Here is a 21684-nt window from a genome sequence, read left to right as displayed (position 1 = left end):
CCCGACCCTCACTTATAAATTGTTGACCTGAGTCCGAGTAGGATATGGAACGTGTTGCGATTATCGGAGCCTCGATGACCCAGTTCGGGCAACGCGAGGGGGAGTGGATTCAGGACCTGCTCGCGGAGGCCGGCATCGAGTGTCTCGAGGACGCGGGTGTCGACGCTGACGACGTCGAGCACCTGTACGTCTCGAACATGGCGAGTGGCGAGTTCGAAGGACAGACCGGCGTGCCGAACGCGCTGGCACACGACCTCGACGCGATGCCGGCGTACACCCAGCGCGTCGACCAGACGAGTTCCAGCGGCGGTGCCGGGATCTTCGCCGCCTGGCAGTCGGTCGCCAGCGGAGCCAGTGACATGACGCTGCTCGTCGGCGGCGAGAAGATGACCCACAGGACGACCGGGGAAGCCACCGACGTCATCGCGTCGCTGACACACCCCGTCGAGTACAAAACCGGCGTCACGCTTCCATCGTTCGCCGGCCTCACCGCCCGCCACTACCTCGAGCGCTTCGACGCGCCTCGCGAGAGCCTCGGGAAGGTCGCGGTCAAGAACCACAAAAACGGCGTGGACAACCCCCACGCTCAATTTCAGAAAGAAGTCGATCTCGAGACGATCCTCGAGTCGCCCATCGTGGCCGATCCGCTGCGACTGTACGACTTCTGTCCGATCACGGACGGCTCGGCGGCGCTCATGCTCTGTCCCGAGTCGGTCGCACAGGAGTATACGGCCGACTACGTCGTGATTTCGGGGATCGACGGAGCGACGGACACCCACGTCGTCCACGAGCGCGAGGACCCGACCGTGATGGGCGGCGTCGTCGAGAGTGGCAACGGTGCCTACGAGATGAGCGGTCGGGGGCCCGAAGACATCGACGTGGCCGAACTCCACGACATGTTCACCATCCTCGAGTTCCTCCAGATGGAGGGGCTGGGCTTCGCCGAGCAGGGCGAGGCCTGGAAACTCGTCGAGGACGGCTACACGGACCGCGACGGCGAGCTCCCGATCAATACGTCGGGCGGGCTCAAATCGAAAGGACACCCCCTCGGCGCGAGCGGCGTGGCACAGGGCGTCGAGATTTACGAACAACTCGTCGGCGAGGCCGGCCCGCGACAGGTCGACGCGGACGTGGGGCTGTGCTGTAACGTCGGCGGCTTTGGCAACTGCGTGATCACTACTATCATGGAGGCTGCACGATGACGATGGAAGCGACGCGTTACGAGGACGGCTCGATCAGTTACCCCGGTCATCCGCGAGGGCCGGGCGGGACGGAACCGGTCGAGACGATCGATCTCAGCGAGTACACTGCGGAAGTCGTGACGTGGACGACCAGTACCGCGACGCCGCCCGGCGTCCGCGAGCCCAATCACCTCGCGATCGTCGAATTCGACGTGGATGGTGAGTCCGTCCGTGCGATCGGTCAGTTGACTACCGGCGACGTCGAGACGGGCGACGAGGTGCGACCAGTGTACGTCGACGAACTCCGCGAACCCGGTGCGGGTATCAGAGAGCCCGACAGTCAGGAGTGGGACGGCTACCGGTTCGAACCGGTGTAAGTGCGGAATTAGTGGCGTGTCTCGAGTTCTCCGTACTCGAGACGCGTCCGTGGATGGGATCGAAACGGATTCCTTGAACCCACCAACCAGCGCCCCTTCACCCGTGACTATCGCCAAAAAGGCTCCGACTGATTGTTGAGACACGTCTCCCGATCGAACTATGGCCCCCGTTCGGTGTGCGAAATTCGTCGAATGTCGTTCCCCCTTAATTTTAAATCACCGTTCGTGGTCAGCCATCGGCAGAGGGTTCACCAGATATGGAACGAGTTGCGATCATCGGCGCCTCGATGACTCAGTTCGGGCAACGCGAGGGCGAATGGATCATGGATCTCCTCGCGGAGGCCGGCATCGAGTGTCTCGAGGACGCGGGTGTCGATGCGGACGACGTCGACCACCTGTACGTCTCGAATATGACCAGCGGCGAGTTCGAGGGACAGACCGGCGTGATGAACGCGCTGGTACACGATCTCGGTGCGATGCCGGCGTACACCCAGCGCGTCGACCAGACGAGTGCGAGCGGTGGCGCGGGTATCTACGCCGCCTGGCAGTCGATCGAAAGCGGGGCCAGCGACATGACGTTGCTCGTCGGCGGCGAGAAGATGACCCACCGATCGACGCCCGAGACGACCGACATCATCGCATCGGTGACGCACCCAGCGGAGTACAAAGTCGGCGTCACGCTCCCGTCGTTCGCTGGCCTCACCGCCCGCCACTACCTCGAGCGGTTCGACGCGCCTCGCGAGAACCTCGGGAAAGTCGCGGTCAAGAACCACAAAAACGGCGTGGACAACCCCCACGCCCAGTTTCAGAAGGAAGTCGACCTCGAGACGATCCTCGAGTCGCCCATCGTGGCGGACCCGCTGCGGCTGTACGACTTCTGTCCGATCACGGACGGCTCGGCGGCGCTCATGTTCTGTCCCGAATCCGTCGCGAAGGAGTATACGGACGACTACGTGGTCGTTTCGGGGGTCGACGGGGCGACGGACACGCAGGTCGTCCACGAGCGCGAGGATCCGACGGTGATGGGCGGCGTCGTCGAGAGTGGCAAAGGCGCATACGAGATGAGTGGGCTCGGTCCCGAGGACATCGACGTGGCCGAACTCCACGACATGTTCACCATCCTCGAGTTCCTCCAGATGGAGGGGCTCGGATTCGCCGAGCAGGGCGAGGCCTGGAAACTCGTCGAGGAGGGATACACCGAGCGAGACACCGGCGAGCTGCCGACCAACACCTCGGGCGGGCTCAAGTCGAAAGGCCACCCGCTGGGAGCCAGCGGTGTGGCACAGGGCGTCGAGATCTACGAACAGCTCGTCGGCGAGGCCGGCCCGCGACAGGTCGATGCGGATGCGGGACTGTGTTGTAACGTCGGGGGCTTCGGCAACTGCGTGATTACGACCATCATGGAGGCTGCACAATGAGCATGGACGCGACGCGCTACGAGGACGGATCGATCAGTTACCCCGGTCACCCGCGCGGTCCGGGCGGGGCGGAACCGGTCGAGACGATCGACCTCAGCGAGTACACCGCCAAGGTCGTGACGTGGACGACGAGTACGGCCACGCCACCTGGTGTGCGCGAGCCCAATCACCTCGCGATCGTCGAATTCGACCTCAGCGAGGCGCGGAGCGCCTCGGATAATCGGACGGAGTCCGATGACGAGGGAGACTCGGTCCGCGCGATCGGTCAGCTGACCACCGGCGACATCGAGACGGGCGACGAGGTGCGGCCGGTGTACGTCGACGAGCTCCGCGAGCCCGGTGCGGGCATCAGAGAACCGGAGAGTCAAGAGTGGGACGGCTATCGGTTCGAGCCGGTCTAGCGATCAGTGCGTCTCACCGGTCATCGTTTCCGTTTTCAGCATCGTCGTCCTCAGCATCGGAGTCAGCAGCGCCTGCGCCATCATCGCTCGAGCTATCGTCCTCCTCCCCGTACTGATCCCGGAGCGTCTCGAGTTCGGCATCGACGTCGACGGCGGAGTCGTCCTCGTCGTCGCGGTCCGTCTCCATCTCGGGGTCGCTCGGCGGACCGTCCTCGATATCGATGCTGACGCCGTCCCCGGACTCCGATCGATCGAAATCGGACGAGTCCGACTCTCGCTCGGCGACGTCCCGAAGGCGGCTGTCGACGTCGTCGCGGAGTTCGCGGGCCTCCGCGAGGAGGTCGCGAGCCTCGTCGTCGGCGGGGAGTCCGCCGCCCGACGCGGCTCGCTGGAGTTCGGCCAGGACGGTATCGAGCTGCGAGAGCGTCGTCCGTCGGAAGGCACTCGCCCGCTCGCTCGTCGCCTCGGCGGCTTCCGACGTTCGATCTCGGGCCGTTCGCCCGGTCCGAACGACCTTCAGGCTCCGCTGGAACGCCTCGAGCGCGCGAACGCTGGTCTCGAGGACGGCCAGCGCGGCGGGAAGGGCGATTTCGTCCGTGAACCGGAGAATCTCCCGGGGCGTCGGTGGTCGGAGCGGCGGGCTACGGCGTGGGGCCGAGCCGTCGAGTTCCGTCCGGAGATCGTCGATCGTTCGCGTCAGTTCGCGAACCGCGTCGACGAGTTCGTCGTCGTGATCGGCCATAGCTGATTTAAGACCGCCGGTGTAAAAAACAGGACGGTCCAGGCGATCGCCACCGACCGGTAATTTCCGAACCTGTCATTTTTCAGAGTGGCCGTTGGCCACAATTTTTATACGCTCGCCGCGTGACTGATTCGATGGAATGGAAGACGAGCGAGGGGGAGTCGTGCCGGACCGTGCGTCGTTCACGCGGACCCTCGGTACGCTCAAGCAGGAGGGGAGCAATATTTTGCTCGTCGGTGCGGCGGCGGGTACACACGAGACGGCCTGTCACCAACTGCTCGGTGCAGACGAGCGGGACTCGCGATACCGACTCTTCGTGACGGCGGGGGACGATCGAACGACCGCAAGAGACGGGGACGACGTTGCGACCGACCGGGTTCGGACGATCGATTCGAGGGAAGTACTCGAGATCGGCACGGCGACGGACGAAACCGAGACCGATCGCCCGTCGCTGGGAACGCTCGGGATCGAGATCGTCGAGACGATCAACGACTTCGACGATTCGGCGGACGGATTTTCACCGTCGGAACTTCGCGTCTGTGTCGATTCGCTCGTTCCGTTGTTGCAGACGTACGACACCGAGACGGTGTTTCGTCTGCTGCACATGACGACTGCACGGGTCGATCAGGCGAACGGGATGGGACACTACCACCTCCCGCTTGATCCCGACCACGACGCCGTCAACCTCCTCGAGCCGATGTTCGACGCCGTCGTCACGGTTCGCTCCCGGAACGGGACAGACGAACAGCGGTGGTATCTCCGCGAGACCGATACGACGACGGACTGGCTCGAGCTATAGGTCGCGACGATAGCGTTCGACTTCTAATAACAGATCCGACAAGACCGCTGTCGTAACCATCGACTGCAATTCCGGGGTCGGAAGTAGAACGGCGTTCTCGTCCGTCTCCGGCCGATGTATCTCCAGTAGTATTGATGTTCCGCCACAAGTTCTATATATCGAACGAACTATCCGTTCAAAGAGTAGCATACATGGTCGACGCTAGTACTGAGCTTCTCGGCGGAGCCGCCGTAACTGTCTTCCTCGCACTCTTGTTCTTCGGCGTCGTCGTCCTCTGGGACGTCGCTCTCGCCCTCCGGAGCGTCGGTGACAAGATCGACAAGCTCGAGGACAATATCGACGACGATCTGACGGACATCGCACACAGTCTGGACAATATGTCGAACGCGCCCCGCGGTGGTGGCGGAACACAGCTTCACCTGAGCGGCGGCACGATCAGCTCCGGTGGCGACCCGAACCAACCCCAACAGGCCCAGCAGCCACAGCAGGCGGGCCAGCAACGGGCAGCGGGTCCACAGCAGGCTGCGGCCGGTCAGACGGGTTCACCCGGCGCTCCCGAGTCGGGGCCCCAGTCACAGACACAGTACCACCAGCAGCCTCGAGCAGCCGGCGAACGGGGCGAATCGAGGGAGGAACGGGCCTCGAACGAGCCGTCCGCAGACCCGGACGAGGATCCCTCGGACGAAGCGAAGGTCCGAGAACCCGCAGACGAGACGGACGAAGGGGATACCGAGGCCTCGGTGGAGGAGGCAGTTTCCGAGGACCCTTCGGCATCGGATGCGGAAGCGGATGCTGACGACGAACAGCCGCAACATCCGCGAGCCGAGCACAATCGCGGCCGATTCATCACGTCACCCGACCGAACCGCCTGGTACGCCACGCCGCTGGACCGTGACGCGATCGACGCGGCCGGTCCGACGATCGCCGGCGCACTCCCCGACGGCTCGGCGTCCGGGATCGACGAATCCGAAATCATCGCGGCGGGACCGGGTGACTCGAGCGAGTCGGATCCCTCCGACGAGGAGCAGACCGTGGCGACCCCCATGCCGGGCGCGGGGACGGAGGCGGCGGTCGACGAGGACGCCGATGTCGACGACTCGACGGAGGGTGAGCCCGTTGCTGACGACGAGCCGACGGACGATACGCAGGCCGATTCGGAACGCGACTCCGGCGAGAACCACGAGCCCGCGATCGACGGTGACGAAGACGCGGAAGAGAGTGACGAAGACGAGAGCGAAGTCGAGGCCGACGACACAGCCGACGGGACGGCCGACGACGAGATTCCGCAATCTCCCGACGAAATCGACGTTCTCTCGTTCGACGACGAAGCGGACGACGTCTCAGAGGACCAGTCGTCGGCCAACGCGAACGGAGAAAATCCGCCCGGCGATGCCGGACGTGAGACGGATCGGCAACCGGGTCCTCCCGACGAGGAGGAGTCCGGGACCGACGTTCCCGATACCGTCGACGAGCGGAGCGAAACCGACGTATCGACCCTCGAATCGACGACCGACTCGGAGACAGCCGGTGAACGGGAAACCGAGCCGACTGACTCCGAAGCCGAGAACGACGCCGGCGAACCGGCCGTGGACGACGGCGACGAACCGGCTGCGGATACGCTCTCGAGCTTCGAGTTCGAGGAGGGCCAGTTCGAGGCCGACGAGCCGGACGTGACCGTCGAGGAGGCCGTGGACACGATGAACGAGGACGCGCCGGCCCCGGAACTCTCGAGCCACCGATTCGACGTGCGGGCGGAGGAGACCGACGACGGCAGCGCGGTGCTGACCCTCGAGTTCGGCGCCGAGACGATCGATATCACCGGCTCGACGGAACGGTTACTCCAGTATCAGATGCAGAGCTTCGCGGAGAAAGACTCGACGCCCGACGCTGACGTCACCATCGGTCGGGACCGGATCGTGATCGAGATCCCCGACTCCGACGGTGCCGCCATCCAGCAGTGGGGCGAAGCGGCCGTCAGCATCATCGACCGGACGCTGTACCTCTCGGACAACAGCGACGACAGCTAAACCGTCGGGACCGCGTCGCGGCCGATCCAAGCGTTTTTATTCACACCGTTCCCCTGCACTGGTGTGCGAATCGAGAACAGTTTCATTCCCGTCCGCGGCGTCGGGGAAACCACCGAACGCCGCCTGTGGGAGAACGGCATCACCCACTGGGACGAGTTCGACGGCAGCGTCGTCGGGTCGACGCTGGCCGATCGGATCGAGACGTTTATCGACGACGGCTGGACCCACCTCGAGCGCGGGGACGTCTCCGTCTTCGCCGAGGCGCTCCCGGCGTCCAGTCGCTGGCGGTGTTACGAGAACGTCAGGTCCGAGACGTGTTTTCTGGACATCGAGACGACCGGACTCGACGCCTCGTGTAACGACGTGACGACCGTCAGCGTCCACCGCGGCGGCGAGACGAAGACCTTCGTCAAGGACCGCGACCTCACGAGCGAGCGCCTCGAGCGGGAGCTCGACGAGTCAGCGCTGCTGGTCACGTTCAACGGCCAGCGCTTCGACGTGCCCTTCCTCGAGACCTGTTTCGACGTCGACGTCGATGTCCCGCACGTCGATATCATGTACCCCTGCAAGAAGCTCGGGCTCGACGGCGGGCTGAAAGCGATCGAAAAAGATCTCGGCATCGACCGGGACATGCCGGACCTCAGCGGACGCGATGCGGTCCGTCTCTGGCACGAGTACGAACGCGGCGACGAGAGCTCCCTCGAGACGCTCGTCGAGTACAACCGAGCGGACACGCGCAATATGGAGCCGCTGATGGAGATCGTCGCGGATCGGCTCCACGAGAACGTCTTCGAGGCGGCGACGGCCGACGACTGAGCGCTCGCGGCGGTCTCCCTCCGCCGATCCGACGGCAATGGCGAGCAATCAACTATACGGCGGCCAGTGCCGTACCGTCCGGTGATGGACGATTACAGCTACGAGACGACCGTCGACGTTCGGCTCCGCGACATCGATTTCATGGGGCACGTCAACAACGCGACCTACGCGACGTACCTCGAACAGGCTCGCGAGGACTTCTTCCGTGACGTGCTCGATATCTCGCTGGTCGAGACGGACACGGTGTTAGTCCACCTCGAGATCGAGTACGTGAAACCGATCGAGGCCGACGACACCGTCACGGTTGCGCTTCGCGTCCCGGAACTCGGCGACTCGAGCATCCCGATCGAGTACGAAATCCGAGCGAACGGGTCGCAAGCGGCGACCGCACACACCGTTCAAGTGCTCGCTGATCCGGAAACTGGCGGGTCCCAGTCCGTTCCTCCGGAGTGGCGAACGCGAATCGAACGACACCGGTGACCGTGGATATCCAGGTGTGTTACTCGCGGTCGCCGTCGCGATCGGAGACGTCGACATCGCCGTCGTTCGTGACGACGACGTCGTAGCCACAGAAGTGGAATTCGACGCGTCCGGTCGGTCGTTCTTTGCCGTTTTCGCGAGTCGCAAAGAGCGAATCGAGCGCTTCCGGGTTGATTACGTCGTAGAGAGCGTCGTACTCCGGCGGCTCGAGTTCGACGGGATCGATCCCCTCCGCTTCGGCGACGGCAGCGATAACGTCGAAGCTGATAGACTGCCCGGCTGATGTGTCCGACTGATCGACTGAGAGTAGCATTGACCGGACCCTTTTGTCGGTCGGATATAAATCCTCTGGCCCCAACCCGAGCTTGGACTCCAAAAATATACAACATAGTACATATATGGTCATCAGAGAATTTATTTTAGGGAAAATAACTAATGATTTTATTTCATTAAAGGTATCTAAAACTATTCAGGGGGCGACAGTTATCACGCAATCACCGGTTGTAGATGTAAGAATCGCGGAATTCGCCGGATCTCGGACCGTACTGAGGACTACCGAACATATTCGCAACGAACTACTGGACGGTCCGCGACGAAGCACGTCGTACGATGAATCCCTTTTCGAGCGGACGATCGACGGACGGGGACAGTTTCGACGAGCCGGGGTCGTTCGTCGCCGGCCACATCCCGGAACCGGGGGAGTACCTCGAGGGGCACGACCTTCTCGAGGGCGACGAGCACGTCGCGTTCCACGATATCACGCGGGACCTGTTCGAAGAGCGTGGCGTCTACGACGCGACCTTCGGCTACAACCTGGCTCGGCTCAACCTCGATCGACGCCATCCCGACGCGGGATACCGGTACGCGGTCGACGCCGACGATCCGAGCATTCTTCGGGCGGAGTTCAGTCCGACCACGGAGTTCTGTCCGCAGGCCGACGCGCTCGTCAAGGGCTCGTTCCGCGCGTGGAACGGGCTGAGCGACCGCCACGAGTACGATCTCGTGCGTGTTCGCGTCCGCCCGACCCACCACCAGTCCGAATCGCTCAACGAGACGCTCGAGCGGATCGAAGCGCAGTACCGCGAGTCCGGCGAGGTCCCGAACGAACCGGTCGGCGGATCGGCGGAGAGTCCCATCGACCGGGGACGGGAGGAAGACGAGACGACCGTACAGTCGCCGTTCTAATCTCCGATGGTCTCGGAGGGCGGAACCGCGACCGCTACCGTCACGCGCTGGTCCCGTGCCTTCGTCGCGGCGGGTGTCGGCTTCTTCCTCGCGTGGCACGTCGCCGTCGCGATCGGCCTGCCGCGAACAGCGACGGTTCCGCTCGGCGTGTTCGGGTTCGTCCTCCACGTCGTCTTCGGCAAGGCCTACACGCTCGTCCCGTCGTACTTCGCCCGCGAACTGGCCGTTCCACACGCGCCGGCGGTCCATCTCCCGTTCGCACTATTCGGAACGGTCGCGACGTTCGCCGCGGCGACCGGAATCGGTCCGCCGACGCTCGCGGTCGTGGGTGCGACGAGCTGGTTCGTCGGCTGTCTCGTCTTCGTCGTCGTTCTCTGTTGGACCGTCCGAGATAACCCGACGGGGCGGGAGACCGGCACCGGCACGACCGATACCCACCGTGTGCGGGTCGACCGCCTCGCGAACGCGGCCGTTCCCGTCGTGCTCGCGTACCTTCTCGTCGGTTCCGCGCTCTCTCCGGCCGCCGAAATCGGCCTCGAGCTACCGGGTCTGCCGGCGAACGGAGCGGCGGCGACCCACGTGTTCGCGGCCGGAACGGCGGCTCTGCTCGTGTTCGCGATCGGCTTCCGGCTGTTACCGCGACTGCTCACAGCCTCGGCGAGGCCGCCGCTCGTCGCGATCGTCTTGCTCGCCGGCGTCGCCGGCCCGGCACTGCTCGCAGTCGATTTCCGGGGCGGATCACTCTTTCACGCGGGTGCCGGACTCCAGGCGACCGCACTCGTCGGCTTCGCCGTCGCAGTCGTGGACCTGTCCCGACGGAGCGACCGTCGGCGCGTCGGCCACTGGGCGATCGTCGCTGCGGGCGGTTGCGCCGCGCTGGTGGCAGCGCTGGGACTCGCGTTCGCCTTCGTCCCCGCCTCGACCCTCCCCGCGTCCGCGTTCGACGCCCACTACCGGCTCGCGGTCGGCGGCTTCGTGGGGTTGACGATCGTCGGCGTCACCTACCACTTCTACCCGCCGGCCGTCGCCGCCGCTCCGGGGATCGGCGACCGAACAGCGAGCGCGTCGATCGCGGCGCTCGTCGTCGGCCTGGGGCTCGAGGCTGGCGGGCTACTCGCGTCGGTCCCGCCGCTGGTAGCCCTCGGTCGCTTGCTCGCGGTCCTTGGGGCAGCCCTCTACGCCGCGGTCCTCTGGACGATCTTTCTCGAACGGGCGAGATAGCGAATCGGTGCCCGGGCTATTCCGCTCGCTTCTCGAGCCAGCGGACCGCGGGCGTCGCGGTGATCCCGTGGACGACGATCGACAGCAGGACGACGGCGCCGACGACGGCCCACAGTACGTCGGCGTCGGGGAACGCAGCCGCGTTGAGCGCGTACGCGAGATAGTAGAAGGAGCCGATTCCGCGCACGCCGAAGAACGCGATCGTCGCCCGTTCGACGGGGTCCCGATCGAATCCGAGGAATCCCACGACCCCGGCGAGCGGCCGAACGACGAACACGATCGCGATCACCGCGACGATCGCCTCGAGCGTGAGCGGCTGGAGGAGCCCGCCGACGATCGCCCCGCCGAAAAAGAGCATGATGAGGGCCATCATGACCTGTTCGGTGAACTCGCTGACTTCGTGGAGCGACCGGTTGTAGTCGTGCGATCGCTCGTAGTGGCGCACCATCAGCGCCGCGACGAAGACCGCGATGAAGCCGTATCCACCGACGAGTTCGGTCGCCCCGTAGACGAACAGAGTTCCCGCGATTGCCTCGAGTCCCCGGACCGATTCCGCCACGGGGGTCGTCGGCTCAGTCGCGAAGACGGCACGAGCGGTCAGGGAGCCGAGGACGACGCCAGCGATTACGCCGACGACGATTCGGTACCCGACGTCGACCAGGAGCCACTCGCCGAGCCAGTTGCCGGGCGCGAGCCCGACGAGCGCGATCGCGATCGCCAGATTGGTAAACGGGAAGGCGAGTCCGTCGTTCAATCCGGCCTCCGAGGTCAGCGCGAACCGGACCTCGTCCTCTCCCCCGGCCGCCTCTTCCACCCCTTCCGCTTCGGTCCCCATTCCCGGTCCGCGGACCTGTACTTCCGACGCCAGCACCGGGTCAGTCGGCGCGATGCAGGCACCCAGCAGGATCGCAGTCGGTATCACGAAACCGAGCCACCGCCCGAGGGCGGCTGCGCCGGCGATCGACAGCGGCATCGTGATCGCGAGCAGTCGCCAGGTCGATGCCCACGCACGCACTCCCGGAACCCGATCTATTTTCAGACCGACGCCCATCAGGGCGACGATGACGCCGAGTTCCGCGAAGTGTTCCGTCGTGGTCCCCTGCTCCAACGGGTCGGGCGGGGGAAGCCCGATCGGGAGGCCGAAGACGACCATCCCGAAGGCGACGAAGAAGATCGGCAGCGAGATCGCGCGGCCGGCGGCGAACCGCGGAAGGACGGCCACCCCGAACAGCGCGAGGCCGATGACGACCAGACCGACGGTGTACACGTCGAGAGCCATTGGCTGCACAACGCTACGTGAAATCGCGTCTTTATCTCGGTGCCGGCGTTTGCAGAACGAATCCATTTGCCCGGAGGCCTCGAGAGCGCGTGTATGGACCGGAGGTCGTCGAAAGCGAACAACGGGAGGATAACACGACGGCGGCTCCTGCAGGGTGGAGCAGTCGCCGCGCTCGTCGCAGCCGCCGGCTGCATCGAAGAGATGGGGACGGAGTTTCCGAAAAACGAGAAGTGGCCGATCTCGAGGTACACGCCCGACCTCCCCGTTGCAGAGCGATCGACCGTGTTCGAGGAACGGGTTCCGGAGCTGGCGAGTACCGAGATCACCGATCCGGACGGCCTCGCGTCGACGCTCGACGAGTACGAACTCGCGGTCGAATCGATCGAACGCGAGCGCGACGTCCTCACGGTCGAGTACGTCAACACCGACCGGTACGACGAGGGGAACGTCCACGACGTCGCGCTGATCGCGGGCGGCTACGCCGCGCTCGTCGGGAGCGGATACGACGCTACCGCGCTCGGAGCGACGATCCTCGACGACGCACCCGCGTCGTTCGGCTCGGCCACGGTCGAGACGGGCTGGGCGACGAAGTACAACGACGGGACCCTGACGGCGGCCGAGTACGGCGAACTGGTAGTGAGTACGATCGAGTCGCAGCGATACGAACCCGACGTCGACGTCTCGCCCGACGAGTAGCGCCGCCGAGGCGACGATACCGATCGCCTCCCGTTACTGATCCGGCGGCACGTCGACGTCGGGTTCTCCGCGGCTCGCTGCGGGCGTTTCGTCGTTCGACTCGAGCCGATTCGCGAGCACGCCGGCGATGCCGTCCGGGCCGTGTCGCTGGATAGTCAACAGCATATTCGCGACGAACAGTGCGACGCCGACCGCGGCGAGGACGCTGCTGGCCGTGATCGCGGCTGCCGGCAGCCCAGCGAGCGGAGCCACAGCGAGCCCACCGAATCCGCCGAGCGTCGCCCAGAAGTCGGCCCGCTCGAGGCGGTCGTCGTAGAGGTCGTCGATCATCGGCACCTGCTCGAAGCCCAGCCGATCGCTGTAGTGTTCGATCCAGATGATGAAGGGGACGATGTGGTAGAGCGAGCCGATGACGACGAAGCCGAAGACGCCGAAGAGCAGCAGGTCCCGCGCCTGCGGATGGCCGAACAGCGACTCGAACGCCAGCGGATCGGCCCACCACCTCGGCGCTGCGAGGGCGATCCACGCGAACAGTGCCGCCACGACGATCCAGTACCGAGCCAGCATCGGGGATCGCTCGACCGTCGCACCGGCCAGCAGTCGGGCCACGACGACCGCGAACGCGAGGAGGCCGACGAGGAGTCCCAACGCGCCGACTCGAGCGAGGGATTCAATAGCGAGTCCTCGTCCGAGGACGAGGGCGGCGAGCCCCGCCGGGAAACACAGTTGCTCGAGCGCGAGCAGCCCCTCGTCGAGCCGATCTGGCTCCGCTTGCGTGAACATCTTCGTCAGCTGGAAGAGCGCGCCGACGACCGTCGCGAGCAGGGCGCCGAACAGCGCGAGCGTCGCGTGGGAGAGGTGGATTCCGGCCCGAGTGAGCCCGATCGACTCGAACACCGGCGTCGTGAAGTCGATCGCCAGCGAGAGCCCGAGCGGCGCGACGAGCCCGAACGACGCGAGCGCGAGCGCGAAGTGACGTTCGGTGAAATCCAGCGGATGCGTGCGTGCGAGCGTTCGCCCCACGTTGTAGACGAACACCCAGATCCCGGCGAGCATGAGCGCACCGCCAACCGGGAGCCACGCGAGTACGCCGGCAAGCAGCGCCGCTGCGAAACCGGTCAGTCCGGCGATGAGGAACCACAGCTGCGCGATCGCCAGCCGTCTCGAGTGGATCGTCGCGCCGGACCAGACGGGGACGAACTGCGTCATCGCGCCCATGATCGTCACCCCGATCCAGCCCACGAGCAGGAGGTGCAGGTGCGCCAGCCCGGAGAGGCCGGGCAGCGTCGCGACGGCCGTCACGACCCCGCCACCGACGCCGACGACGAGGAACCCCAGCGCGAGCACGAAGTGCCGCAGCGGGATTGCCATCGGCGGCTGCTGATCGGTCCGGAGCCCGCCCGGTATTCCGTTCATAGATGCGAATAGGACCCAGACGGCCGTCCCCTTCCTCCCGAACACGTTCGGAACGGAGTGTTTGCTTGCTCGTCCCGTACCATCGATCGATCCATGGGAACCAATCAAGCCGCGACCGCCGCCGACCGACGATCGGACCGAACTGGCGACCGAGACCTCGACACGACGACCGTGACCGTCCGCTGTACCGGTCACGTCCGCACCGCCGTCGGCACGCACGAACTCGAGTTCACGTTCGAGGGAGATCGACTCCGGGACTTCCTCGAGGACTTCTTCGAGGAATACGACCTCGAGGACATGCTGATCGCCGAGACCGAAGCGGACGCGACCCACAGCGGCTGGGCGCCGGTGCCCGACGACCTGCCCGGAACCTGGCGCAAGAATCCGGAGGGCGACCAGACCAGGCCGTACGCGCGGGTGTGCATCAACGGCCGCTTCAACGAACACTGCGGCGGCTTCGAGGCGGAACTCACGGACGACGACCGCGTCGCGCTGATCTACCCGTTCATGTTCTGTTGTTGACCGCGCCGCGGACGATAGCGAGGGAACGAGCAGTTGGTCATGAGGCCGAACCGGTTCGGCTCAGACCTTAGGCCCGTCCGGGACCGAGTCACATCTATGAGCGAAACCGCCTCCGACGTCGAACCCGTCACGCGCCGCGACCACGAGGCGTCGTGGTCGGGGAACCTCGAAGGACCCGAACACGCCGCGAACCGAGAGCTCGTCGTCGAACAGGCGAAAGGCGCGATCGACGCGACGGCCACGGGCTTCCACGTCAACCTCGTCACCCACGGCGAACACGGCCACCCCGAATCGTATCTCTGGGACGAACTCGAGGCCGCGTTCGACGGAATTCGTTTCGAGTACGTCGATCGGTGTGGCTGTGGCGGGCACGTGACCCGCGTCCACGTCGACGACTGAAGGGGGCTAATCGAGGCACCTGCCGCGGTCCCTTGCGATCGTCAGGCGGAGGGCTATTTGTCGTCGTTCAGTAGAGCGCACGATGGGTACTCGAACACGGACGATCGACGAACCGGTTACCTGCCGGGCGTGTGGAACGGAGAACGAACACAGCTACACCTACTGCCGCCACTGTCTCGGACAACTTCCCGCGCGGCCCGATTCCAGCCGCTGAGCGAGCTGTCCGTCCGAAACCTGCGAATCGGCGCCGTCAATCCGCGGCACCGCCGACGACGGATCCCCCGCTCTCTCCGCGCACCTCGTCATCGTGCAGGTAACACTGCGGATCCGGCGCGAAGAGGTCCCCGGTCGTCGCCAGCGCCCGCAGCCGGGACGCCCCGCGACAGATCGACTGATACTGACAGTCCGCACACTTCCCCTTCAGGTGCTCCTCGCGGTTTCGCAGCGCCTCAAGCAGCGGGTTCGACTCGTCCTCCCAGATCTCGCCGAAGGGGCGGTCCCGGACGTTGCCCAGACTGTACCCCTGCCAGAACTGCGTGAGGTGGACGTTGCCCTGATAGTCGACGTCGGCGACCCGCTCGCCCGTCGGGTCGCCGCCGTTTCGCTCGAGGTAGTCGTATACCGCCCGCGCCTTCGCCTCGCCGAAGTTCTCGCGCGCGTACTCGACGAGGAAGGCGGCGTCGGCGTAGTTGCCCACGAGCAGGGTCTCGATCTCCTCGCCCCGGTCGTGATAGTCGAGGGTCAGGTCGGCCACCTGTTCGATCGCCTCCCGTTTCTCGACCGGCGAGAGATCGGCGTCGACGATCTCGGCACCGCGGCCGCCGTAATCGAGGTGGTAGAAACAGAACCGGTCGAGCCCCTTGTCCACGAGCAAGTCGACGACACCCTCGAGGTCCGGCGCGTTCGCCTCGGTGATCGTGTAGCGGAGGCCTGTCTTGAGACCGGCCTCGAGGCAGTTTTCGATACCGCGGACGGCGGCGTCGAACGCGCCGTCCTCGCCGCGGAAGCGGTCGTTTCGCTCGGGCAGGCCGTCGACGGAGATGCCGGCGTACTGGAGCCCCGCATCGCGTAATGCGTCGGCTTTCTCGCGAGTGAGCAACGTTCCGTTCGAGGACAGAACCGGCCGAAGTCCGCGATCGGCCGCGTAGGAGACGAGTTCGACCAGATCGTCGCGGACGAGCGGTTCGCCGCCGGAAAAGAGAATGACCGGCGCGCCGTACGCCGCGAGCTGGTCGAGGAATGACTTCGCCTCAGCAGTACTGAATTCGCCGGTCGCGGGTTCGGTCTCGGCAGCGGCGTAGCAGTGCGAACAGTACAGGTTACACCGGCGGGTCGTGTTCCAGACGACGACCGGTCGCCGCTGTTTCTCCTCGGTGATCTGTGGCTTGTCCGACCCCTCGGCCGCGTCGTAGCGCAGGCCGTCGCCCTCGGCGTCGAGGTCACAGAGCAGTTTGCTGATCGAGATCACAGGCTGTTCACCTCCGAGGCACCGGCGGTCTCCTTGTAGACGCGGGGTTCCTCGCTCTCGTCGTCTCCGTCGTCATCGTCGTTGCCTGCACCCTCGTCTTCGCGCTCCTCGGCCGTCTCCGCGAGGCCGCGCGTCGAGAACCGCTCGACCGCGTCGGCCGGACAGAGCCAGATATCGGCGGCATACCAGCCAAACAGTCGAGACGCGTGTTCGTGCGCCTCCGTCCCGCTCGCGGCCGCGACGCTGCCGACGTGGCGCATGGGATCGTCCTCCTCGTCGCGAACGAAGACTTCCCACTGCCGAGTCGGGTTCCCCCGCTCGTCGCTCTCGACCGCCGACCGGCGTGCTTTCTCGACCATATCCGAACGTTCGAGACGATACCCAAGGCCGTTCCGCGACCTCCCACCGCGCGGGAATACCGCGCCGATCGGTCGAACATCTTCCCGTCTTCCCGGGCCGCGGGAACGAGAGGGGCGTTTTCGGTCGTCCCGTTCCCAGTCTCCGCTATGCGCCCCGGCACTCTCGACACGTCCGAGCGACCGTTCGTTCTCATCTGGGAACTCACCCAGGCCTGCGGGCTCGCCTGCGATCACTGTCGGGCCGACGCCAAGCCCCAGCGCCACCCCGACGAACTCTCGACGGCTGAGGGAAAGGAACTGCTCGAGGAAGCGGCCCAGTTCGGCGACGGCCAGCTCGTCGTCCTCTCGGGCGGTGACCCGCTCGTTCGCGACGACGTCGAGGAACTGATCGCCTACGGCGACGATCTCGGTCTGCGGATGACGATCACGCCCAGCGGGACGGGGTCGCTTACCGCCGACCGCATCGAGTCGATGGCCGACGCCGGACTCAAGCGAATGGCGGTTAGTCTCGACGGCGCTTCGCCGGAGTCACACGACGCCTTTCGCGGTGAGGACGGCAGCTTCGAGGAGACGATCCGTGCCGTCGAGGACGCTCGAGCGGCCGGTCTCCCCGTCCAGGTCAACACGACGGTCTGTCGGCAAACCGTCGAAGAACTCCCCCCGATCCGCGACCTGCTGACCGAAATCGGGGCCGTCATGTGGAGCGTCTTCTTCCTCGTGCCCGTCGGTCGGGGGCGCATCCTCGAGCCGGTCGAGCCTGACCGGGCCGATGCGGTAATGGAGTGGCTGGCCGAGGTCAGCGAGACGGAACCGTTCGGCGTCAAGACGACCGAGGCCCCCCAGTACCGACGGGTCTCGATGCAGCGCGAAGCAGATGCGGACGGTGACGTGGGAACGAATCCCGGCGTCAAGCGCCGGACCGGTATCGTCGCGGGCGACGGCTTCGCCTTCGTCAGTCACACGGGCGAGGTGTTCCCCTCGGGGTTCCTCCTCGAATCGGCCGGCAACGTCCGCGATCGACCGGTCACCGAACTCTACCGCGAGTCGGAGCTGTTCCGGTCGCTTCGCGACCGCGATAACCTCTCCGGCAAGTGCGGCGCCTGTCCCTACCGCAACGTCTGTGGCGGGAGCCGTTCGCGCGCGTACGCCCACACCGGCGACCCGCTTGCGAGCGATCCGCTCTGCCCCTTCGTTCCCGAGGGGTACGACGGCCCGCTCCCTTGGGACGACGCGAACGGCGAGACGCGCGGCGTCTCGAGCGGCGACTGACATCGATTTCGGGCGCAACTCGAGTCGGAAAAGTTCGTGCGAGAGTCACGGTCGAGGCAATTCGCGCATCAGCCGTCCGACGGCTGTCCGATCGGCTGTGCGCTGATTCTCGAAAAAACCGGTTCGACGGCCGAGACCGCGTCGGGTGAGTAAACGACCACTACTGGAGGCACTGCCCCGCAAGTGGCACGGTCTCGGATCTCGTCGAGATGGCTCGGTGGAGTCGCTACACTGACACACGGGTTGTCGTAGCGACTGCGGTCGCCTGCACGCAGCAGCCGACGAGAACCCGGGTGGTGGATCGGGTTCGATGGAACGCGGGCATCCGTCGGTATCCATCGACCGCTCAGGGTCTTGGGCCGGTTACGCGTGCAGCTAATCGATGCTGGAGCACGTCCTTCGGCGTTGCTCCGAAGATGTTCGCAACGACAGGTAGAATCGACGCGAGGCCGGGGTTACTCGAGCACTACGAGCGTGTCGCCCATGTCCACGCTATCGCCTTCTGCGACGGCGATCTGCGTGACCGTCCCGCCACGGGACGCGACGATGTCGTTCTCCATCTTCATGGCCTCGAGGACGACCAGCACGTCGCCGGCCGCGACCTCATCGCCCTCTTCGACTTCGATGTCGAGGATCGTCCCCTGCATCTCGGCGTCGACGGTTTCGCCTTCGCCTTCGAGTTCGGCGCCACCGTCGCTGCTGGACCCCCCTGCCGGCTCCGGCCGGCTGGCCATCGATCCGCCGCCGTCGACCTCGCCGGTCGGGATCGCAGGTGCGCCGTGTTCCTCGAGTTCGACCTCGAAGCGCTTGCCGTTGACCTCTACGGTGAACTCGCGCTCGACGGCTTCCTCCTCGTCACCCGCGCCGCCGTCGCCGATGTCGCCGCCCCACTGCTCCTGGGCCTCTTCGATGCGACTCTCGTCGAGTTCCTCGTCGAGGTACTTCGTGGTGTGCGTACTCTGGACGAACTCCTCGTCGGTAAGCATCAGTCGGTGGAACGGGATGATCGTCGGGATGCCCGCGATCTCGTACTCGCGGAGCGCGCGGAGCGACCGCTCGATACACTCGTCGCGGTCCTCGCCCCAGACGACCAGCTTCGCGATCATGGAGTCGTAGTCGGTGACGAGCTCGTCGCCCTGCCGCAGGGCGTCGTCGAGTCTGACGCCGATCCCGCCTGGCGGGTCGTACGTTTCCAGCGTGCCACCGGTCGCGGGCGCGAAGTCGTTGGCCGCGTTCTCGGCGTTGATCCGGAACTCCATCGCGTGGCCGTCGATCTCGACGTCGTCCTGATCGAAGTCGATCTCCTCGCCGGCGGCGATCCGGATCTGTCGCTTGACGATGTCGATGCCGGTGATCTGCTCGGTGACCGTGTGCTCGACCTGGATCCGCGTGTTGACCTCGAGGAAGAAGAAGTTCGCGTCGGGACCCAGCGGGCCGTCGCGGCCGGGCTCTTCCTCGACGAGGAACTCGACGGTCCCCGCGTTGGTGTAGTCGGCGGCGGCGACGCCCCGACGGGCGGCCTCGCCGATCTTCTCGCGGAGTTCGTCGGTCAGCGCTGCGGAGGGCCCTTCCTCGATGACCTTCTGGTGACGGCGCTGCAGCGAGCAGTCGCGCTCGCCGAGGTGGCGCACGTTTCCGTGTTGATCCGCGACGATCTGGACCTCGATGTGGCGGGGCTTCTCGAGATAGCGCTCGAGGTAGACCGAGTCGTTGTCGAAGTAGGCCTCGCCCTCGCGTTTGGCGCTCTCGAGTTGGTCCTCGACTTCGCTCTCGTCCCAGACGACCTTCATCCCGCGGCCGCCGCCGCCACCTTCCGCTTTGATGGCGATCGGGTACCCGTGTTTCTCCCCGAACTCCTTGACCTCCTCGGGATCGGTGACTGGGTCGGTGGTCCCGGGGACGATCGGGACGTCGGCTTCCTGCATGATCTTGCGGGCCTTGGTCTTCTCGCCGAGCGACTCCATCGCACTGCTGGACGGACCGATCCAGGTGATTCCCTCCGCCTCCTGGACTTTGCCCGCGAACTCGGCGTTCTCGGCGAGGAACCCGTAGCCGGGGTGAATGGCGTCGGCGTCGGCCTTCCGCGCGGCCTCGATGACGGCTTCGTGATCGAGATAGGAGTCGGCCGCGCGGGCCGGCCCCACGTTGTACGCTTCGTCGGCGTAGCGCACGTGTCCCGAGTCCTTGTCCGCCTCGGAGTAGACGGCGACGGTCCCGATATTCAACTCTTCGCACGCCCGCATGACGCGGACCGCGATTTCCCCGCGGTTTGCCACGAGAACCTTCCTGAACATTCCTGTGGAAAACGTCGTCAGGGACCTACCTTACTTTTTCGCAACGGGTTCGACACTGCGACGGATCTCATCAGGCGACGACCGGCCTCCCGCGAACCGATCGGAACGCGCCCCATGGTAGTTATGGGCAAGCGTTATCCGATCTGAGGACCTGATACACACGATGTACGAGTTTCCACTCGGCCCGCTGCAGGCGCAATCCGTGCTCGAGGATCCCCTCCTGATCGTCGGGCTCGTCGGACTCCTGCTCGTCGTGATCACGGTCTGGCAGATGGTCGAGATCGTCGACGCCTACGACAGAGCGGCGCTGACGGTCTTCGGGGAGTACCGCAAGCTGCTCGAGCCGGGGCTGAACATCGTTCCACCGTTCGTCTCCCGAATATACACGTTCGACATGCGAACCCAGACGCTGGACGTGCCCCAGCAGGAAGCCATCACGCGCGATAACTCGCCGGTGACCGCGGACGCCGTCGTCTACATTCGCGTGATGAACGCCAAACGCGCGTTTCTCGAGGTCGACGACTACCAGCGCGCCGTCTCGAACCTGGCTCAGACCACGCTCCGCGCCGTGATCGGCGACATGGAACTCGACGATACGCTGAGCCGACGCGAGATGATCAACGAGCGAATCCGGACCGAACTCGACGAACCCACCGACGAGTGGGGCATTCGAGTGGAATCGGTCGAGGTCCGCGAAGTCACTCCCTCGGCTGGCGTCAAGGGCGCGATGGAGGAACAGACCTCCGCCGAGCGCCGCCGTCGGGCGATGATCCTCGAGGCGCAGGGTGAACGCCGCAGCGCCGTCGAGAAAGCGGAGGGGGACAAGCAGTCGAACATCATCCGCGCCCAGGGTGAAAAGCAGAGCCAGATCCTCGAGTCCCAGGGTGACGCGATCTCGACCGTCCTCCGGGCGCGCTCGGCGGAATCGATGGGCGAACGCGCGGTCATCGACAAGGGCATGGAGACGCTCGCGGAGATCGGTCAGGGCGAATCGACGACGTTCGTCATGCCCCAGGAGCTCACCTCGCTGGTCGGTCGCTACGGCAAGCATCTCTCCGGCAGCGACGTGACAGGCAACGGGGCGGAACTCGACAGCCTCGAGTTCGACGACGAGACCCGCGAGCTGATCGGATTAGACGACATCGCCGACATCATCGGCGAGATCGACGAGCAAGCCGAGATGGACGTCGAAGCGATGGAAGAACAGGCCCGTGCGATCAAGGAAGGACAGGACGTCGGAATGGAGGCCGAAGATCCGATCACGATGTCGGAGACTGCGGACGAGGCCGACGTGGAACCGGACGCCGACGCGGAGTAGACGCGGCCCTCGAGTGG

The 21684-nt window shown here is 65.5% G+C and carries 23 protein-coding genes; 16 read left to right on the top strand and 7 right to left on the bottom strand.

Translation table 11 applies throughout. The features are described from left to right. The first annotated feature begins 44 nt into the window (after positions 1-44). The 4 genes from LDB05_RS02270 to LDB05_RS02255 all read left to right on the top strand — a co-directional run bounded on the left by LDB05_RS02270 (position 45) and on the right by LDB05_RS02255 (position 3377). Positions 45-1202: a thiolase family protein gene (locus tag LDB05_RS02270; RefSeq protein WP_226006309.1), complete on the top strand. Its 1158-nt coding sequence runs from the start codon at positions 45-47 to the stop codon at positions 1200-1202. Continuing rightward, on the top strand, positions 1199-1558 hold the full coding sequence (locus LDB05_RS02265) for an OB-fold domain-containing protein (RefSeq protein WP_226006308.1): 360 nt from the start codon (positions 1199-1201) through the stop codon (positions 1556-1558). The genes LDB05_RS02270 and LDB05_RS02265 overlap by 4 nt, the downstream gene beginning before the upstream one ends. A 257-nt stretch (positions 1559-1815) precedes the next feature. Further along, the gene (locus LDB05_RS02260; protein ID WP_226006307.1) at positions 1816-2976 is read left to right on the top strand and encodes a thiolase family protein; all 1161 of its coding nucleotides are present in this window, start codon (positions 1816-1818) and stop codon (positions 2974-2976) included. After that, on the top strand, positions 2973-3377 hold the full coding sequence (locus tag LDB05_RS02255) for a nucleic acid-binding protein (protein WP_226006306.1): 405 nt from the start codon (positions 2973-2975) through the stop codon (positions 3375-3377). The genes LDB05_RS02260 and LDB05_RS02255 overlap by 4 nt, the downstream gene beginning before the upstream one ends. 13 nt (positions 3378-3390) lie before the next feature. Here the strand turns inward: LDB05_RS02255 and LDB05_RS02250 are convergent, their stop codons facing one another. Beyond that, on the bottom strand, positions 3391-4119 hold the full coding sequence (locus LDB05_RS02250) for a DUF7547 family protein (protein ID WP_226006305.1): 729 nt from the start codon (positions 4117-4119) through the stop codon (positions 3391-3393). A gap of 139 nt (positions 4120-4258) precedes the next feature. Between LDB05_RS02250 and LDB05_RS02245 the strand changes: the two genes are divergently transcribed. The 4 genes from LDB05_RS02245 to LDB05_RS02230 all read left to right on the top strand — a co-directional run bounded on the left by LDB05_RS02245 (position 4259) and on the right by LDB05_RS02230 (position 8241). Then, positions 4259-4918, top strand: a complete 660-nt coding sequence (locus tag LDB05_RS02245) for a DUF7504 family protein (protein WP_226006304.1) — start codon at positions 4259-4261, stop codon at positions 4916-4918. Between the two features lie 191 nt (positions 4919-5109). Beyond that, positions 5110-6945: an AAA family ATPase gene (locus tag LDB05_RS02240; RefSeq protein ID WP_226006303.1), complete on the top strand. Its 1836-nt coding sequence runs from the start codon at positions 5110-5112 to the stop codon at positions 6943-6945. A 63-nt stretch (positions 6946-7008) separates the two neighbouring features. Next, a complete protein-coding gene (locus LDB05_RS02235; protein ID WP_226006302.1) occupies positions 7009-7761 on the top strand; it encodes a ribonuclease H-like domain-containing protein in 753 nt (250 codons plus the stop codon). A gap of 84 nt (positions 7762-7845) precedes the next feature. Further along, complete coding sequence (locus LDB05_RS02230; RefSeq protein WP_226006301.1) at positions 7846-8241, top strand: acyl-CoA thioesterase; 396 nt, start codon at positions 7846-7848, stop codon at positions 8239-8241. A 19-nt stretch (positions 8242-8260) separates the two neighbouring features. Here LDB05_RS02230 and ddfA read toward each other — a convergent pair whose 3' ends face one another. Then, positions 8261-8554, bottom strand: coding sequence for a DdfA family disk-determining factor (gene ddfA / locus LDB05_RS02225; RefSeq protein ID WP_226006300.1), 294 nt, complete (start codon positions 8552-8554; stop codon positions 8261-8263). Positions 8555-8802: 248 nt separating this feature from the next. On the opposite strand from ddfA, the gene LDB05_RS02220 reads away from it, so the two are divergent. Beyond that, positions 8803-9426, top strand: a complete 624-nt coding sequence (locus tag LDB05_RS02220; protein WP_425498600.1) for a DUF7998 family protein — start codon at positions 8803-8805, stop codon at positions 9424-9426. 6 nt (positions 9427-9432) lie between these two features. Continuing rightward, positions 9433-10647, top strand: a complete 1215-nt coding sequence (locus tag LDB05_RS02215; RefSeq protein ID WP_226006298.1) for a hypothetical protein — start codon at positions 9433-9435, stop codon at positions 10645-10647. A gap of 16 nt (positions 10648-10663) precedes the next feature. Here LDB05_RS02215 and LDB05_RS02210 read toward each other — a convergent pair whose 3' ends face one another. Beyond that, entirely contained in the window at positions 10664-11926 is a 1263-nt protein-coding gene (locus tag LDB05_RS02210) for a cation:proton antiporter (RefSeq protein ID WP_226006297.1), read from the bottom strand. 93 nt (positions 11927-12019) lie between these two features. Between LDB05_RS02210 and LDB05_RS02205 the strand changes: the two genes are divergently transcribed. Beyond that, positions 12020-12622: a DUF8159 domain-containing protein gene (locus tag LDB05_RS02205; RefSeq protein ID WP_226006296.1), complete on the top strand. Its 603-nt coding sequence runs from the start codon at positions 12020-12022 to the stop codon at positions 12620-12622. 33 nt (positions 12623-12655) lie between these two features. On the opposite strand, the gene LDB05_RS02200 is transcribed toward LDB05_RS02205, so the two are convergent. Continuing rightward, positions 12656-14038 carry a hypothetical protein gene (locus LDB05_RS02200; RefSeq protein WP_226006295.1) on the bottom strand — a complete coding sequence of 461 codons (1383 nt, stop codon included), beginning with the start codon at positions 14036-14038 and terminating at the stop codon, positions 12656-12658. 93 nt (positions 14039-14131) lie between these two features. On the opposite strand from LDB05_RS02200, the gene LDB05_RS02195 reads away from it, so the two are divergent. The 3 genes from LDB05_RS02195 (at position 14132) to LDB05_RS23360 (ending at position 15173) form a co-directional block, all read left to right on the top strand. Further along, positions 14132-14560: a pterin cluster protein gene (locus tag LDB05_RS02195; RefSeq protein ID WP_226006294.1), complete on the top strand. Its 429-nt coding sequence runs from the start codon at positions 14132-14134 to the stop codon at positions 14558-14560. A gap of 96 nt (positions 14561-14656) precedes the next feature. Beyond that, complete coding sequence (locus LDB05_RS02190) at positions 14657-14959, top strand: CGCGG family putative rSAM-modified RiPP protein (protein ID WP_226006293.1); 303 nt, start codon at positions 14657-14659, stop codon at positions 14957-14959. Positions 14960-15041: 82 nt separating this feature from the next. Continuing rightward, entirely contained in the window at positions 15042-15173 is a 132-nt protein-coding gene (locus tag LDB05_RS23360) for a DUF7577 domain-containing protein (RefSeq protein ID WP_284145784.1), read from the top strand. Between the two features lie 36 nt (positions 15174-15209). On the opposite strand, the gene LDB05_RS02185 is transcribed toward LDB05_RS23360, so the two are convergent. Together LDB05_RS02185 and LDB05_RS02180 are read right to left on the bottom strand one after the other, a co-directional pair. Continuing rightward, a complete protein-coding gene (locus LDB05_RS02185; protein ID WP_226006292.1) occupies positions 15210-16427 on the bottom strand; it encodes a TIGR04347 family pseudo-SAM/SPASM protein in 1218 nt (405 codons plus the stop codon). Then, a complete protein-coding gene (locus LDB05_RS02180; protein WP_226006291.1) occupies positions 16424-16786 on the bottom strand; it encodes an Htur_1727 family rSAM-partnered candidate RiPP in 363 nt (120 codons plus the stop codon). Before LDB05_RS02180 ends, LDB05_RS02185 begins: the two co-directional genes overlap by 4 nt. Before the next feature lie 147 nt (positions 16787-16933). Here LDB05_RS02180 and LDB05_RS02175 point away from each other — a divergent pair, with 147 nt between their 5' ends. Then, complete coding sequence (locus LDB05_RS02175) at positions 16934-18055, top strand: TIGR04053 family radical SAM/SPASM domain-containing protein (RefSeq protein WP_226006290.1); 1122 nt, start codon at positions 16934-16936, stop codon at positions 18053-18055. Positions 18056-18510: 455 nt separating this feature from the next. Here LDB05_RS02175 and LDB05_RS02170 read toward each other — a convergent pair whose 3' ends face one another. Next, on the bottom strand, positions 18511-20349 hold the full coding sequence (locus LDB05_RS02170) for an acetyl-CoA carboxylase biotin carboxylase subunit (RefSeq protein WP_226006289.1): 1839 nt from the start codon (positions 20347-20349) through the stop codon (positions 18511-18513). Between the two features lie 163 nt (positions 20350-20512). Between LDB05_RS02170 and LDB05_RS02165 the strand changes: the two genes are divergently transcribed. Beyond that, complete coding sequence (locus tag LDB05_RS02165; protein ID WP_226006288.1) at positions 20513-21667, top strand: SPFH domain-containing protein; 1155 nt, start codon at positions 20513-20515, stop codon at positions 21665-21667. Positions 21668-21684 lie beyond the last annotated feature (17 nt).

The organism is Natrinema salinisoli (genome assembly GCF_020405205.1).
Classification (GTDB): Archaea; Halobacteriota; Halobacteria; order Halobacteriales; family Natrialbaceae; genus Natrinema; species Natrinema salinisoli.
This window is presented reverse-complemented; position numbering and strand designations above follow the sequence as displayed.